Raw genomic sequence first — 15350 nt, forward strand, 5'->3', positions numbered from 1 at the left:
CGCCCAGCGATACCAACCAGCGGCGGCTTGATCAGCCTGCCCTTTCAGCCTCTTCATGGGCATGGCGCAGCCGTTCACGGCTGTTAGTCAGGTGCAAACGCATCGCCGCCCGCGCCGCATCTGAGTCCTGGCGGGCAATCGCCTCGTAAATCTCTTCGTGCTCACGGCTCAGGCGCCCCATGTAATGCTGTTGATCATCATGGGCCAGGCGCGCCGAATTCAGGCGGGTACGTGGAATGATGCTGGTGCCCAGGTGCGTCATAATGTCGGTGAAGTAACGGTTGCCGGTGGAGAGTGCGATTTCCAGGTGAAATGCGAAGTCTGAGGCGACGGCATCGCCGGCGTGCGCGGCGCTTTCATTCAACGCATCGAGTGCTGCACGCATCGCAGCCAACTGCTCTTCGCTACGACGCAGGGCCGCCAGGCCGGCAGACTCCACTTCCAGGCTGATACGCAACTCCAGAATCGCCAACACATCGCGCAGGGTCACGACCGTGGCGGGATCAATCCGGAAACCGCTGGGGCTCGGCGTGTCCAGCACGAAAGTGCCGATACCATGACGGGTTTCCACCTGCCCCGCCGCCTGCAAACGTGAGATGGCTTCGCGCACTACGGTGCGACTGACGCCATGGGCTTCCATGATCGCGGACTCCGTGGGCAGCTTGTCGCCCCGTTTGAGTTCGCCGTCACGGATCTGCTCAGACAGCACCGTGACCAATTCCTGGGCAAGGCTGCGGCGCTTGCGGGGAAGACGAGGGGCGGTGCTGGCGTTTTCCATGTGGAATCATCTATCTCGGTTGAGTAAAGAGGCATCATAGCCCATGGCGGTTGTACGATCACCGTTCAGTCGCGACTTTCACTTATATCCTTCACGCAAAAAAATGCCCCGACACGAATCGAGGCATTTTTCAGGCACACCCGAAGGCAAACGCCGATTACTTCACCACTTTCAGGCTAGGCCGGCCGCTAGGACGCGGTGGCTCGGCATCTGGTGGCGGCAGATCATCACCTTCTTCGCTTTCGATCGATTCGTCGTCCTCGAAAGGTGACTCCAGATCAAACACCATGCCCTGACCATTTTCCCGAGCATAAATCCCAAGAATGGCGCCAATCGGCACGTAGAGCGTGTGCGGTACACCGCCAAAACGCCCTTCGAAACTGACCGCCTCATTGTCCATGTGCAGGTGGCGCACGGCACTCGGCGATACATTGAGCACAATCTGCCCGTCACTGGCAAAACCCTGCGGTACCTGAACCGCAGGAAATTCGGAATTGACCAGCATGTGCGGGGTGCAATCGTTATCCACAATCCACTCGTAGAGCGCGCGGACCAGGTAAGGTCGACTGGAGTTCATCAACGGCTCCTTAAGCCTTAGCGCATATCGCGTTCGACACCAGACAGACTTGCCTGGAAAGCCTCACGCGCAAACTGGCGCTCCATGTAATCAAGCAGCGGCTTGGCCGGCCGCGGCAGTTCAATACCGAGAATCGGCAAACGCCAGAGTATCGGTAATAGGCAGCAATCCACCAAACTTTGTTCCTCGCTGAGGAAAAAAGGTTTATCGGCGAACAACGGCGAAACGCCGGTCAGGCTCTCGCGCAATTCCTTACGCGCCACGACACGGGCCGCCTCTTTGCTGCGCGAATCCAGAATCACATCCACCAGCCCACACCAGTCGCGCTGGATCCGATGGATCAGCAGGCGACTGTTGGCGCGCGCCACCGGATATACCGGCAGCAAAGGCGGATGAGGATAACGCTCATCCAGGTATTCCATCACCACGGTCGACTCCCACAACGCCAGGTCACGATCGACCAGGGTGGGCAAGCTGCCGTAAGGGTTCACTTCGATCAGTTTTGGCGGATGACGGCCCGCCTCCACACTGATGATCTCGGCGCTGACACCCTTCTCTGCGAGCACGATACGTACTCGGTGGGAATAGTGGTCGGCGGGGTCGGAGTAACAGGCCAACCGATTGGTCACGCCCATGGCGGTCCTCCTCGCTTGTTGAAATTATCGGAAGCTCAAAAACGAGCGCGCCCAGAGAGCATCTCTGTAACGGCGGGTTAACCCGTTCGCTACGTATTCAGAGATGCCGCTGGGCGCGCAAGATTAACAGCAATTGCTTACGGTTGGATCAATGCACATCCTTCCAGTATTCGCGTTTGAGCAGATAGGCGAATACGAAGAAGAAAGCCAGGTACAGCAAGACGTAAGTACCGATGCGCTGGTGCTGCAGTTTGACCGGGTTGGCAGAGTAGGCCAGGAAGGTCACGAGGTTCTTGACCTTCTCGTCGAACTGCTCGTCAGTCAGCGAACCAGGGGTTTCGATCTTCAGTTGATCACACGCTTCATGAGTCAAAGGCGTACCGGTCAACGGATCATATTGCTTCTTACCGTCTTCAACGACCTGGATCTGCTTGCATCCTACCACTTGCTTGCCCTGAAGGCCGACCAGAACGTTAGGCATGCCGACGTTCGGGAATACTCGGTTGTTCACGCGATAAGGCCGGGCCGGATCTTCGTAGAACGACTTCAGGTAGCCGTACAGCCAGTCGGTGCCGCGCACACGGGCCACCAGGGTCAGATCAGGCGGTGCGGCGCCGAACCAGGCCTTGGCGTCCGCCGGTTGCATACCGATATTCATGTGGTCGCCAATCTTGGCACCGGTGAACACCAGCTTATCCAACATCAGTTCGTGGGGAATGCCCAAATCATCGGCAACCCGCTCGTACCGCTGGAACTTGGCACTGTGACAGCCCATGCAATAGTTGGCGAACGTACGCGCGCCGTCTTGCATGGCAGCCTTGTCAGACACGTCGATATCGACTTTTTCCAGCTCCGGACCACCGTGCTCGGCAGCGAAGGACAGTAGCGGCAGCGCCGCAAGCATCAATGCAACGAATAATTTTTTCATCAGCCAGTCACCCTTTCCGGAACCGGTTTGGTCTTCTCAAGCCGGGTATAGAACGGCATCAGAATGAAGTAGGCGAAGTACAGGAAGGTGCAGACCTGCGACAGCAACGTACGTTCAGGAGTTGGCGCCAATACGCCCAACACACCCAGGATCACGAACGAAATGCAGAACACCCACAACCAGATCTTGCTCAGCCAGCCTTTGTAGCGCATGGATTTGACCGGACTTCGATCGAGCCAAGGCAACACGAACAGCACGGCAATGGCTGCACCCATGGCGATCACGCCCATGAGCTTGTCGGGGATGGCCCGCAAGATTGCGTAGAACGGCGTGAAATACCAAACCGGGGCAATGTGCTCAGGTGTCTTGAAGGCGTTGGCCTGTTCGAAGTTCGGCTTCTCCAGGAAATAACCGCCCATCTCCGGGAAAAAGAACACGATCGAGCAGAACACGAACAAGAACACGACCACGCCGACGATGTCTTTCACGGTGTAGTACGGGTGGAATGGGATTCCATCCAGCGGGATGCCGTTCTCGTCCTTGTGCTTCTTGATGTCCACGCCGTCCGGGTTGTTAGAGCCAACTTCGTGCAACGCCAAGATGTGCAGAACCACCAAGCCTAGGATCACGATAGGCAAGGCCACCACGTGCAAGGCAAAGAAGCGGTTCAGGGTGATACCGGAGATCAGGTAGTCACCACGAATCCACTGGGTCAGATCGTTGCCGATAACCGGGATCGCGCCGAACAGCGAGATGATCACCTGGGCGCCCCAGTACGACATCTGCCCCCAAGGTAACAGGTAACCCATGAAGGCTTCGGCCATCAGCGCCAGGTAGATCAGCATGCCGAAGACCCACACTAACTCGCGGGGTTTCTGGTACGAACCGTAGAGCAGGCCGCGGAACATATGCAGGTACACGACGATGAAGAACATCGACGCGCCCACGGCATGTAGCAATCGAAGGATCGCGCCATGATTGACGTCACGCATGATGCCTTCAACGGAAGCAAATGCCTCCTCCGCTGACGGGGTGTAACTCATCGTCAGCCAGACACCGGTCACGATTTGGTTGACCAGCACCAGAAGGGCCAGGGAGCCGAAGAAGTAGAAGAAGTTGAAGTTTTTTGGCGCGTAGTACTTGCTGAGATGGTCTTCCCACATCTTAGTGGCGGGGAAGCGCGCATCTACCCAATCCATGAACTTGCTCATCACGCGTTCTCCTTATCGAGGCCAATGACAATAAGGTCGTCAGTTTCGTAGGTATGCGGAGGCACGGGCAGGTTCAAAGGAGCAGGCTGGGACTTGTAGACACGACCGGCGAGGTCGTAGTGAGAACCGTGGCACGGGCAGAAATAGCCGCCGACCCAGTCCTTCCCCAGATCTGCCGGGGCTACTTCCGGGCGGAAGGTGGGCGAGCACCCCAGATGGGTACATAGACCAACCAGTAGCAGAATCTCTGGTTTGATCGAGCGCACTTCGTTTTTGGCGTAGGCGGGTTGGTCGGAATTCTCAGATTTTGGGTCAGACAACTGGCCTTCGATCTTTTTCAGATTCCCCAGGATTTCCTCAGTACGACGAACGATGAAGACTGGCTGGCCGCGCCACTCAGCAATCATCTGCTGGCCTGGCTCGATCTTGCTGACATTCACCTTCACCGGTGCACCTGCGGCTTTCGCCTTGGCACTGGGAAACCATGACCCCACGAACGGGACCGCAGCCCCCACCGCTCCTGCAGCACCCACCACGGATGTGGCTGCTACTAAGAAGCGACGCCGGCCTGCATTCACGCCGTCATTGCTCATTCAGTCCTCTCCCATCAGCTTTTTGGCCTGTTAAATCAGGCGTCTACTAAGTATTGAATCTTTACTTATAAAAATTTTGTCGGATGGTAATGAAAAGCCCCACGTATGACAAGGGAATTGCCCGAGGCTCTGCCTCCAGGCCTTGTAGTATAGGGGGTCTACGGATGTGGCAAGTTGTCACGGCGAAAAATCTAGATAAATCGCAGGCAATAAAAAACGCCCAGCTCCGTGAGGAGGCTGGGCGTTTTTGTGGAACGTAAAGCGAATTAACGCTTCGAGTACTGCGGACGCTTACGCGCTTTACGCAGACCGACTTTCTTACGTTCAACTTCACGAGCATCGCGAGTAACGAAGCCAGCTTTGCGCAGAGCGCCACGCAGGGTTTCGTCGTACTGCATCAGAGCGCGAGTGATACCGTGGCGAATTGCGCCAGCTTGACCACTTACACCGCCACCGATAACGGTGACATAGATGTCGAACTTCTCAACAGTCTCGGTCAGTTCCAGCGGCTGACGAACTACCATGCGGGCAGTTTCGCGACCGAAGAAATTTTCCAGAGTGCGGTTGTTGATCGAGATGTTGCCAGTGCCCGGACGCAGGAAAACGCGTGCGGTTGCGGTTTTGCGACGGCCAGTGCCGTAATTTTGAGTCGCCGACATAATGAACTATTCCGTTAAAACTTCAGTTCTTGGGGCTGCTGAGCAGCATGAGGGTGTACAGCGCCCGCATAGACTTTCAGCTTGCGAAACATATCGCGACCCAGTGGGCCCTTAGGCAGCATACCTTTGACCGCGATTTCGATCGGGGCTTCAGGCTTCTTGGAGATCAGGCCTTCGAAGTTCGAAGACTTGATACCGCCTGGGAAACCGGAGTGACGGTAGTACATTTTGTCTTGCGCTTTGTTGCCGGTAACACGTACCTGCTCAGCGTTGATGATCACGATGTAGTCACCGGTATCAACGTGAGGGGTGTACTCAGGCTTGTGCTTGCCACGCAGACGGCTGGCGACTTCAGTGGCCAGACGACCCAGGGTCTGACCAGCGGCGTCGACGACAAACCAGTCGCGCTGAACTGTTTCCGGTTTTGCAGTAAAAGTTGTCATTCTTTAATAGCCTCAGGGGCCGCCCTGTAAATTAGACGGCGGATCTTACTGAATAGTGCGTACTTTGACAAGTCAAAGGCAGCCGGATACAGACGCTATCGGGGGCTCGGGTCGGCGCGTCCGTTCAACGGCAAGATTCTTCGGCAGGCGGCGCATCACTTCCACTGCAGAAAGAGGTGGGCAATTATGCAGATTGCGAAAAAAAATTCAACCTGCTTTTATGATTGTTTTCCCCGAAGGAGTACCCGATGGATTATCGACAGCTGGGCCGTACGGATCTGAACGTGAGCGCGATAGCCTTGGGCACCATGACCTGGGGCGAGCAAAACAGCGAGGCAGAGGCCTTCGCGCAGATCGAGCGAGCCAAGGCCGCGGGGATCAACTTCCTCGACACGGCCGAAATGTATCCGGTGCCGCCCAAGGCCGACACCTATGCCACCACCGAGCGTTATATCGGTAATTACTTCAAAAGCCGTGGCGACCGTGCCGACTGGATCCTCGCCAGCAAGATCGCCGGCCCCGGCAACACCATCGACTACATCCGCGATGGCCACCTGCGCCACAACCGCAAGCACATCGTCGACGCCTTGGACGCCAGCCTCAAGCGCCTGCAAACAGACTGGATCGACCTCTATCAATTGCACTGGCCAGAGCGCAGCACCAATTTCTTCGGCCAACTGAGCTACAAGCACAAGGACGAAGACGACCTCACCCCACTGGAAGAAACCCTCGAAGCGCTGGACGAACAGGTAAAAGCCGGCAAGATTCGCCACATCGGCCTGTCCAATGAAACCCCATGGGGCACCATGAAATTCCTCGCGTTGGCCGAAGCCCGTGGCTGGACCCGTGCAGTGTCGATCCAGAATCCCTACAACCTGCTCAACCGCAGCTTTGAAGTGGGCCTGGCGGAAATCGCCATTCGTGAGCAGTGCGGCCTGCTGGCCTACTCGCCCCTGGCATTCGGCATGCTCAGCGGGAAATACGAAGGTGGTGCACGCCCGGCGAAAGCGCGTCTGACGGAATACAGCCGTTTCAGCCGTTACTTCAACCCGCAGTCGGAAGCGGCTTGCAGCCGATATGTTGCACTGGCTCGGGAGCATGGCCTGGACCCGGCGCAGATGGCGTTGGCGTTCGTGACCCAGCAACCGTTCGTGACCAGCAACATTATTGGCGCAACGTCGCTGGAGCAACTGGACAGCAACATCGCCAGTGCTGATCTGACGCTGTCGAAGGAAGTACTGGAAGGGATTGAGGCGATTCAGAAGGATCATCCGAATCCTGCGCCTTGACTGATCTTTAGACCGCTATCGGGGGCAAGCCCCCTCCCACATTGGCATGCACTCCACATGTGGGAGGGGGCTCGCCCCCGATGACGCTCCAAGACCTGCAAAAAATCAAAGCGCCCGCGCAATGATCTCCTTCATGATCTCATTGGTTCCCGCATAAATCCGCTGCACCCGAGCATCCGCCCAGGCTCGTGCAATCGGGTACTCCCACATGAAGCCGTAACCGCCGTGCAACTGCACGCATTCGTCGAGCACCTTGCATTGCAGGTCAGTGGCCCAGTACTTAGCCATCGCGGCTGTAGGCACATCCAGCTTGCCCTCCAGGTGCAGCGCCATGCATTTATCGACAAACACTCTGCCGATCTGAATCTCAGTCGCCATCTCCGCTAACTTGAACCGCGTGTTCTGGAAATCGGCAATCGCTTTGCCGAACGCTTTGCGTTCACGGGTGTACTCCAGCGTCCATTGCAACGCCGCTTCGGCTGAGGTGATCGCGCCGATGGCCACGGTCAATCGCTCCTGGGGCAGTTCCTGCATCAAGTAGGCGAAGCCCATGCCCGCCTGGCCCAACAAGTTTTCCTTGGGCACCCGCACGTCCTGGAAGAAAAGCTCCGAGGTGTCCTGGGCCTTCATGCCGACCTTCTCCAGCCGCTTGCCCTTGGCGAAGCCGTGCGTGTCAGCCTCCACCAGAAACAGGCTGGTCCCCTTCGCGCCGGCCTTGGGATCGGTCTTGGCCACGACGATTACCAGCTCGGCCAGATAGCCGTTGGTGATAAAGGTCTTGGAGCCGTTGATCACATACTCGTCGCCATCCAGCACGGCGGTGGTCTTGACCCCTTGCAGGTCGGAACCGGCACCCGGCTCGGTCATCGCGATGGCGGTGACCATCTCGCCGGAGATCAATTTGGGCAGGTATTTGTGCTTCAGCGCCTCACTGCCGTAATGCAGGATATAAGGCGCGACGATGTCCGAATGCAGAGAGAAACCAATACCGGTCAGGCCCAGCCGACTGATCTCCTCAATCACCACCGCACTGTAGAGAAAGTCCGCACCCAACCCGCCATACGCCTCTGGAAGATGGGAGCACAGCATCCCCGCCTCCCCTGCCTTGCTCCATAGAGTGCGGTCGATATACCCCTGTTTTTCCCATTGCCCATGGAACGGCGCAGCGTCTTTTTCGAGGAAGGTGCGCACGCTCTCGCGAAAGAGTTCGTGCTCAGGGCTGAACAAAGTTCTGGGAATCATGGGTCACCTGCGTGGATTGTCGGACAAAAACAAGCCCACAGAGCCTATGCCGCGAAAGCATGACAGGACACTGGACACATGCGACAAAAAATAAGACGATCCAGCCGTCTGGTGACCACTTTCCCCTATAAGAATAAATGAAATTATGTCTAACCAAATCTCCACGCCCCTGAGGCGCGTCAGCATTTTGGCCATTGATCGGGTATTCGCTTCGACCCTCATGCAAGCCAAGGATTTCTTCCACCTCGCAAGCCTGCGTTATGGCAAACAGCAAGGCCTGGGCCTGACGCCGGCGTTTGAAACACGCCTGGTGAGCCCGGATGGGCAATCGGTGCGCAGCTTCAGCGATGTGATCATGCCCGTGGACGGCGGCCTCGAAGACGCCGACATCATCGTATTACCGGCCTTCTGGGATGACTTCGACGCCCTGTGCACCCGCTACCCCCAAGTGCTGCCGTGGCTGCGTGATCAACACGCTCGCGGCGCCGTGCTCTGTGGCGAAGCCACCGGGGTGTTCTGGCTGGCCGAAGCTGGACTGCTCGATGGCAAGGAGGCGACCACCTACTGGCGCTTCTTCAATGCATTCAGCGAACGCTTTCCCAAGGTCCAGCTCAACCAGGACAAGCACCTCACCGACGCCGACAACCTGTATTGCGCCGGTGGCACTACCTCAGCGTGCGACCTGTATATCTACCTGATCGAACGCTTCTGCGGCGCCAACATCGCCCAGGCCGTGGCCCGTGACATTCTCTACGAAGTGCAGCGCAGCTACTCGCCGGGGCGTATCGGCTTTGGTGGGCAGAAGCTGCACCAGGACGTGATCATCCTGCAGATCCAACATTGGCTCGAAGAGCATTTTGCCGACAAATTCCGCTTCGAAGACGTCGCCCGGGAGCACGGCATGAGCATCCGCAACTTCATGCGGCGCTTCCAGACCGCCACCGGCGATAAGCCGCTGCATTACCTGCAACGACTGCGTATCGAGACGGCAAAAGGCCTACTCTCGGGCAGCCGCAAGAGCATCAAGACCATCAGTTATGAGGTGGGTTACGACGATGCGAGTTTCTTTGCGCGGTTGTTCAGGCAACACACTGAGTTGTCACCAAACCAATATCGCCAGCAGTTCCAGCAGGCCGCGTAAGCAAATGCGGGAGGGGGCTTGCTCCCGATAGCGGCGGATCAGTCAGTGCATCTGTTACTGAAAGACCGCTATCGAGGGCAAGCCCCCTCCCGCATTTTTTACTGTGTCGGTCTTAGGGTTTGTGCCCGCGCGACAGGAACTCGTGGGACTGCATCTCAAGCAAGCGGCTCAGTGTGCGCTGGAACTCAAAGTTCAAGCGGCCGCCGGTATACAGGTCCTTGAGCTCGACTTCCGCCGAGATGATCAGCTTCACGTTACGGTCGTAGAACTCATCGACCATGTTGATAAAACGGCGCGCGATGTCGTCGGTGGTGACGCTCATCTGTTCCACGCCGCTCAAGATCACCGCGTGGAAAATCTTGCCCAGTTCGATGTAGTCGTTCTGGCTACGCGGACCGTCGCACAATTGGCGGAATTCGAACCAGGCCACGTCATCGCAGGTACGCAGTGCGATGATTTCGCGGTTCTCGATCATCAGCTTGTCGTTTTCCACCGCCTGGGTGCATTCCGGCGTCAGCGCGCGAAAGCTTTTGCGCAGGCTTTCGTGGGCGGCTTCATTCAGCGGGAAGTGGAACAGCTCCGCTTGCTCCAGATGGCGCAGGCGGTAGTCAACACCGCTGTCGACGTTGACGATCTCGGTATTCTGCTTGATCAACGCGATGGCTGGCAGGAAGCGCGCACGTTGCAGGCCGTCTTTGTACAAGCCGTCCGGCACGATGTTCGAGGTGGCGACCAGGGTCACGCCGTTCTTGAACAGCTCTTCCATCAGGGTGCCAAGGATCATGGCGTCGGTGATATCGGAGACGAAGAATTCATCGAAGCAGATCACCCGCGCTTCATCGGAGAAGCGCTTGGCGATGATGGTCAGCGGGTTTTTCTCACCCGGCAGGGTCTTCATCTCTTCGTGCACACGCTTCATGAAGCGGTGGAAGTGGGTGCGGACCTTTTCCTTGAACGGCAGCGCTTCGAAGAAGGTGTCGACCAGATAGGTCTTGCCACGGCCCACGCCGCCCCAGAAATACAGGCCTTTGACCGGCGCATGGTCTTTCTTGCCAAACAGCTTGCTGAGCATCCCTGGCTTGCTTTGCGAGGCCGCAACCAGGTCGTCGTACAGACGTTGCAAATGACGCACCGCCGTTTCCTGGGCCGCGTCATGGAAGAACTCAGGGCGTTTCAGATCAGCTTGATATCGTTCTAGGGGCGTCATAATTTCGTTAGCAAGGCAACAAAAACGGGCCGTCACTGTAACGACGGCCCTGGATAATGGCAATCAACCCTTGGTCGGGTTAATCCTCGATTGGGGTCAACGCGATGCGCAACGCTTGGATGGCGGCATCGCGGGTCGCGCTGTCGGCGAACTGAGCGCTGTCGGCCACGGCCGCGCCGTCCAGCCAAACGCTGAAGCCCAAGGCTTCAGGACGCACGTCCAGCATCACGCCACTTTGCAGCTGCTTGGTCACTGCGCCAGCGGCTTTACCGTCGGCAAAGTTGCGCGACAGCAGCAGTTGCTCGCCATCGGCAGCCAATAGGCGGAAGCGGAAGCTGCCGTCGTCTTCGCGAAAGCTCACAAAGCGCGCTGCTTTTGCGACTTTCTTCTTGGTGCTGACGGGAGCAGCAGCCTGCTCGACGAATGAACGCAAGCCAACCGCCTCACGCAACTCGGCGAGGAAAGGTGCGGCCACGGCACGGGCCTTCTTGGCGCCGACCAGCAGCAGGTCTTCCATGTCCGACGGGCGCGACATCAGTTGATGATAGCGTTCGCGGGCTTCGCCCAGTTGGCCGTCCAACAGCTGGAACAGACGACTCTTGGCCTCGCCCCAGCCCAGGCCTTGCAGCAACTCGCCGCGGAACTCTTCTTCCTGGGCCTTGCTGGCAAACGCCTGATAGAGGGTGAACAGGTGCGAGTTGTCCGGGTCCTTGGCTTCGCCGGGTGCGCGCGAATCGGTGACGATCCGCGAGATGGCGTCTTTCATGTCCTTGGCGCTGGTGAACAACGGGATGGTGTTGTCGTAGCTCTTGGACATCTTGCGGCCGTCCAGGCCCGGCAAGGTGGCAACGCTTTCTTCGATCAACGCCTCGGGCATGGTGAAGAATTCTTTGCCGTTACCGAACAGGTGGTTGAACCGCTGGCCGATGTCGCGGGCCATTTCCACGTGCTGGATCTGGTCACGGCCGACCGGCACTTTGTGCGCGTTGAACATCAGGATGTCGGCCGCCATCAGCACCGGATAGCTGTACAAGCCCATGGTGATGCCCGCGTCCGGGTCTTCGCCGGTTTCCACGTTCTTGTCCACCGAGGCCTTGTAGGCGTGGGCGCGGTTGAGCAGGCCCTTGGCGGCGACGCAGGTCAGCAGCCAGGTGAGCTCGGGGATCTCTGGAATGTCGGACTGCCGGTAGAAGGTCACTCGATCCACATCCAGGCCACCGGCCAGCCAGGTCGCAGCGATTTCCATACGCGAGCGCTGGATGCGCTGCGGGTCATCGCATTTGATCAGGGCGTGGTAGTCGGCCAGGAAGTAGAAGGAATCGGCGTTGGCGTCCTGGCTGGCCAGGATCGCCGGGCGGATCGCACCGGCGTAGTTGCCCAGGTGCGGCGTGCCAGTGGTGGTGATGCCGGTGAGGATACGGGTACGAGTCGTCATGGGTAATCGCTTATCAGACTGCTATCAATTCGAGAGGCGCGGCAGTACCAGATCCTTGAGATCGGTCAGCTTGCCATGAAAAAAGTGTCCGCATTCTGCCACTTTCAGCAGCTCATGGGGGCGATTCAGGGCCGCGGACCAGTCGTAGACGAGTTGCGGCTCGACCACTTCGTCGGTTTCCGGCTGGATCAGGGTCAACGGGCAGCCTTGGGGCAGTACATCCGTGTCGCGCAGGCGCATCACAGCGGCAGCGACCATAAACAGGTGTGCGAGTTTTTCGCCCTTGGCTTCCAGGCGACCACCGAGGCTGGCTGCCACATAACCACCGAAGGAAAAACCAAGTAAGGTCATCGGCAGTCCGGGATGTTTTTCCCGCAGCCAGGTAGCGGCCGCTTCAGCATCGTCGACTTCGCCAGTGGCCATGTCGTGGGTACCGGCACTCGCACCGACGCCACGGTAATTAAAACGCAGCGTAATCAAACCGGCGTCGCGGGCGGTACGTTGCAGGGTCGAAACGACTTTATTGAGCATGGTCCCGCCCTGCACCGGATTAGGGTGGCAGATCAGCGCCAGGCCACGTGGCTCGGGGTGATCCAGGTACAGGGCTTCCAATTGGCCTACCGGGCCATCGATCAAAACGGGGGTTTCACGCATGAGCAAGGAATGAACTCCGTGACCTCTCAAAGGGTCGACTCGTCTAGCTAAAAGTCTGTGCATGGCATCATTGCGAGCTTAATCGCGGTATACAGCGCAGGTTTGAGCCGTTAACGTAAAGCAAAGCCGTTTATAGAGGAAGGACTCGTGGAACACTCGCTCTTAGTTTGGTTGTTGCCGACTCTTGCCCTGGTTGCCGGTGTCGCCATTGGATTCCTGGTTGCTCGCCTGCTGCCGAATGCCGCGCCTAACCGCACGCAGCGTCAGTTGGATGACATTCAGGAACGTTTTGACAGTTATCAGAACGAGGTTGTTACCCACTTCAACAGCACCGCAAACCTGGTCAAGAAGCTCACTCAGAGCTATCAGGAAGTACAGGATCATCTCGCCGATGGCGCCAATCGCCTCGCCCTCGACGACATCACTCGTCAGCGTCTGCTGGCTGCGCTGCATTCCGATGCACCGCAAACTCCGCGGGAACGCCTGACCCCACCTCGGGAAAACCAGGAGCCACCTAGGGACTACGCGCCAAAAACGCCAAACGCCCCAGGGATGTTGGATGAGCATTACGGCTTGAAGAAGTAAGTTATTTTCAAGCAATAAAAAAAGCCCGGTTGATCGATGATCAACCGGGCTTTTTTGTTGGGCCTCGCTCTTGTGGGAGGAGGCTTGCCCCCGATAGCGGTAGATCAGTTGATACATGTGCAGACTGACACACAGCTATCGGGGGCAAGCCCCCTCCCACATTGGTTTTCAGGCCACCGGCTGTTCTTGAAGCCACCCTGCCTCGATGCGCACATGCCGCCCATGGAAGCGCTTGAGGCTGCTGCGGTGGCCGACACTGACAATGCTCAGCCCCGGCAACTCATCGATCAGCGCCTTATACAGCGTCGCCTCATCCTCTTCATCCATCGCCGAAGTCGCTTCGTCCATGTACAGCCATTGCGGCGCGAACAGCAAGGCACGGGCAAAGGCCAGGCGTTGTTGCTCGCCCGGTGAAAGCATGCGTTGCCAGTGGTTGGCCTCGTCCAAACGCGTGACCAGGTGCGGCAGGCGGCAAGTTTCCAGGACCTGTGCATAACGCTCTGCCGGGTAGGTGCTGTCGTCCTGTGGATAACTCAACACGGATTTCAACGTACCAATCGGCAGGTAGGGCTTCTGCGGAAGGAACAGATAACGCGCCGCCGGCATGCGAATGCTGCCGTAACCCTCCAGCCACAGATGGCCCATCGCGCGCAGCAAGGTGCTTTTGCCGCTGCCGGAACGGCCGCTGAGCATCAGGCGCTGGCCTGGTTCAACAATCATGTTGGCATCGGTCAGCAAGTGGCGACCATCGCTCAGGTTCATGCCCAAGCCCTGCACTACCAGACGCTCGCCCTCCGCGCTGACCTCTATGGCTGCCGGGCGTTGCTCGTTTTCACTCATGGCTTGCTGGAAGCTCAGCAGACGGTCACTGGTAGCACGCCAGGCGGCCAGGTCGGTGTAAGCGCTGATAAACCAGCTGAAGTTACTTTGCACGTTGCCGAACGCCGAGTTGATTTGCATGAGCTCACCCAGTTCGATCTTGCCGGCAAAGTAGCGAGGCGCGGCCACGACAAATGCAAAGACAATCGCAATCTGCTCATAGCCGGCGGTGAAGAATGTCAGGCGCTTGGACACCTTCATGATGTCCCAGAAGTTGTGCCAGACCTTGCCGAAACGCGCGCTCAAGCGCTGGTTCTCGTTGGGCTCGCCGTTGTACAGGGCAATGCTTTCGGCATTCTCGCGCACCCGCACCATGGAGAAACGCAGGTCAGCTTCGAAACGTTGTTGTTGGTTGCTCAAGCCAATCAAGCGGCGACCGATCAGATGGGTCAACCAACTGCCGACACCGGCGTAAACCAACGCACACCAGAACATGTAGCCGGGGATGGTGATGCCGAACACTTCAATGCTACCCGACACGCCCCACAGGATGACGGAGAACGAGACGAGGCTGACGACATTGCGCAGCAGCCCGAGGCCAAGACTTAACGTGTTCGAGGTGAAGCTATTGAGGTCTTCCGATATACGCTGGTCCGGGTTGTCGGTGTAACCGCCCTGCTCCAGCTGGTAGTAGTTTTTTTGGCTTAGCCAACGCGCAAAATGCTTTTCAGTGAGCCACGCCCGCCAGCGAATGGTCAGCATCTGCGTCAGGTAAAGACGGTACACCGCGGCGAGAATGGCCACCGCTGCGATGCCGCAGAAATAGCCGATCTGCTGCCAGAAAGCGGCGGTGTCTTTGTTCTCGAGGGCGTTGTAGAAGTCCTTGTACCAGTGGTTGAGCCACACGGAAATCGCCACGCTGAACAGCGACAGGGCGATCACCGCTGCCAGCAACCACCAGGCCTTACCCTTCTCTTCACTGTGCCAATAGGGCGTGATCATCGCCCAGGTTCGCCGAAAAAATTGCCCACGCACAGCGTCGTTGACCGCAGAGTACTCAGCGTTCTGATTCATCGTTCAGGCTCGTAGGAAAGAAGGCAGGCGTTTGAACCGATCATAGTTGATCGGTTCAGGGCTCCGTGCGGCCTGAAGCG

16 protein-coding genes are annotated in these 15350 nt (G+C 57.8%); 3 read left to right on the forward strand and 13 right to left on the reverse strand.

Going from position 1 to position 15350, the window contains the following annotated elements; translation table 11 throughout:
- Positions 1-31: 31 nt before the first annotated feature.
- The 8 genes from AB4N82_RS05485 to rplM form a co-directional block, all read right to left on the reverse strand.
- Entirely contained in the window at positions 32-778 is a 747-nt protein-coding gene (locus tag AB4N82_RS05485) for a FadR/GntR family transcriptional regulator (protein ID WP_032886248.1), read from the reverse strand.
- A gap of 157 nt (positions 779-935) precedes the next feature.
- Positions 936-1355, reverse strand: a complete 420-nt coding sequence (locus tag AB4N82_RS05490) for a ClpXP protease specificity-enhancing factor (protein WP_032886247.1) — start codon at positions 1353-1355, stop codon at positions 936-938.
- Positions 1356-1372: 17 nt separating this feature from the next.
- Positions 1373-1990 carry a glutathione S-transferase N-terminal domain-containing protein gene (locus AB4N82_RS05495; RefSeq protein ID WP_032886246.1) on the reverse strand — a complete coding sequence of 206 codons (618 nt, stop codon included), beginning with the start codon at positions 1988-1990 and terminating at the stop codon, positions 1373-1375.
- A gap of 148 nt (positions 1991-2138) precedes the next feature.
- A complete protein-coding gene (locus AB4N82_RS05500) occupies positions 2139-2918 on the reverse strand; it encodes a cytochrome c1 (protein ID WP_095183832.1) in 780 nt (259 codons plus the stop codon).
- Positions 2918-4129: a cytochrome b gene (locus AB4N82_RS05505; RefSeq protein ID WP_032886244.1), complete on the reverse strand. Its 1212-nt coding sequence runs from the start codon at positions 4127-4129 to the stop codon at positions 2918-2920. The genes AB4N82_RS05500 and AB4N82_RS05505 overlap by 1 nt, the downstream gene beginning before the upstream one ends.
- On the reverse strand, positions 4129-4722 hold the full coding sequence (gene petA / locus AB4N82_RS05510) for a ubiquinol-cytochrome c reductase iron-sulfur subunit (protein ID WP_032886243.1): 594 nt from the start codon (positions 4720-4722) through the stop codon (positions 4129-4131). The genes AB4N82_RS05505 and petA overlap by 1 nt, the downstream gene beginning before the upstream one ends.
- A 266-nt stretch (positions 4723-4988) precedes the next feature.
- Positions 4989-5381 carry a 30S ribosomal protein S9 gene (gene rpsI, locus AB4N82_RS05515; protein WP_003216038.1) on the reverse strand — a complete coding sequence of 131 codons (393 nt, stop codon included), beginning with the start codon at positions 5379-5381 and terminating at the stop codon, positions 4989-4991.
- A gap of 14 nt (positions 5382-5395) precedes the next feature.
- Complete coding sequence (gene rplM, locus AB4N82_RS05520; RefSeq protein ID WP_003171742.1) at positions 5396-5824, reverse strand: 50S ribosomal protein L13; 429 nt, start codon at positions 5822-5824, stop codon at positions 5396-5398.
- A gap of 248 nt (positions 5825-6072) precedes the next feature.
- Here rplM and AB4N82_RS05525 point away from each other — a divergent pair, with 248 nt between their 5' ends.
- Positions 6073-7113 carry an NADP(H)-dependent aldo-keto reductase gene (locus AB4N82_RS05525; RefSeq protein WP_122680367.1) on the forward strand — a complete coding sequence of 347 codons (1041 nt, stop codon included), beginning with the start codon at positions 6073-6075 and terminating at the stop codon, positions 7111-7113.
- 105 nt (positions 7114-7218) lie between these two features.
- Here AB4N82_RS05525 and AB4N82_RS05530 read toward each other — a convergent pair whose 3' ends face one another.
- Entirely contained in the window at positions 7219-8355 is a 1137-nt protein-coding gene (locus AB4N82_RS05530) for an acyl-CoA dehydrogenase family protein (RefSeq protein WP_099601127.1), read from the reverse strand.
- Between the two features lie 220 nt (positions 8356-8575).
- Here AB4N82_RS05530 and AB4N82_RS05535 point away from each other — a divergent pair, with 220 nt between their 5' ends.
- Entirely contained in the window at positions 8576-9496 is a 921-nt protein-coding gene (locus AB4N82_RS05535) for a GlxA family transcriptional regulator (RefSeq protein WP_177326430.1), read from the forward strand.
- 112 nt (positions 9497-9608) lie between these two features.
- Here the strand turns inward: AB4N82_RS05535 and zapE are convergent, their stop codons facing one another.
- The 3 genes from zapE to AB4N82_RS05550 form a co-directional block, all read right to left on the reverse strand.
- Positions 9609-10703, reverse strand: coding sequence for a cell division protein ZapE (zapE, locus tag AB4N82_RS05540; protein WP_032886239.1), 1095 nt, complete (start codon positions 10701-10703; stop codon positions 9609-9611).
- A 79-nt stretch (positions 10704-10782) separates the two neighbouring features.
- A complete protein-coding gene (locus AB4N82_RS05545) occupies positions 10783-12138 on the reverse strand; it encodes a tryptophan--tRNA ligase (protein WP_122752409.1) in 1356 nt (451 codons plus the stop codon).
- Positions 12139-12162: 24 nt separating this feature from the next.
- Positions 12163-12792 carry an alpha/beta hydrolase gene (locus AB4N82_RS05550; RefSeq protein WP_095183828.1) on the reverse strand — a complete coding sequence of 210 codons (630 nt, stop codon included), beginning with the start codon at positions 12790-12792 and terminating at the stop codon, positions 12163-12165.
- Positions 12793-12939: 147 nt separating this feature from the next.
- Between AB4N82_RS05550 and AB4N82_RS05555 the strand changes: the two genes are divergently transcribed.
- Positions 12940-13377 carry a Z-ring associated ZapG family protein gene (locus AB4N82_RS05555; RefSeq protein ID WP_032886236.1) on the forward strand — a complete coding sequence of 146 codons (438 nt, stop codon included), beginning with the start codon at positions 12940-12942 and terminating at the stop codon, positions 13375-13377.
- Between the two features lie 168 nt (positions 13378-13545).
- Here AB4N82_RS05555 and AB4N82_RS05560 read toward each other — a convergent pair whose 3' ends face one another.
- The gene (locus AB4N82_RS05560) at positions 13546-15270 is read right to left on the reverse strand and encodes an ABC transporter ATP-binding protein/permease (protein ID WP_122764735.1); all 1725 of its coding nucleotides are present in this window, start codon (positions 15268-15270) and stop codon (positions 13546-13548) included.
- Positions 15271-15350: the final 80 nt, after the last annotated feature.

The sequence above is a fragment of the Pseudomonas sp. H1_D04 genome, from assembly GCF_054683855.1.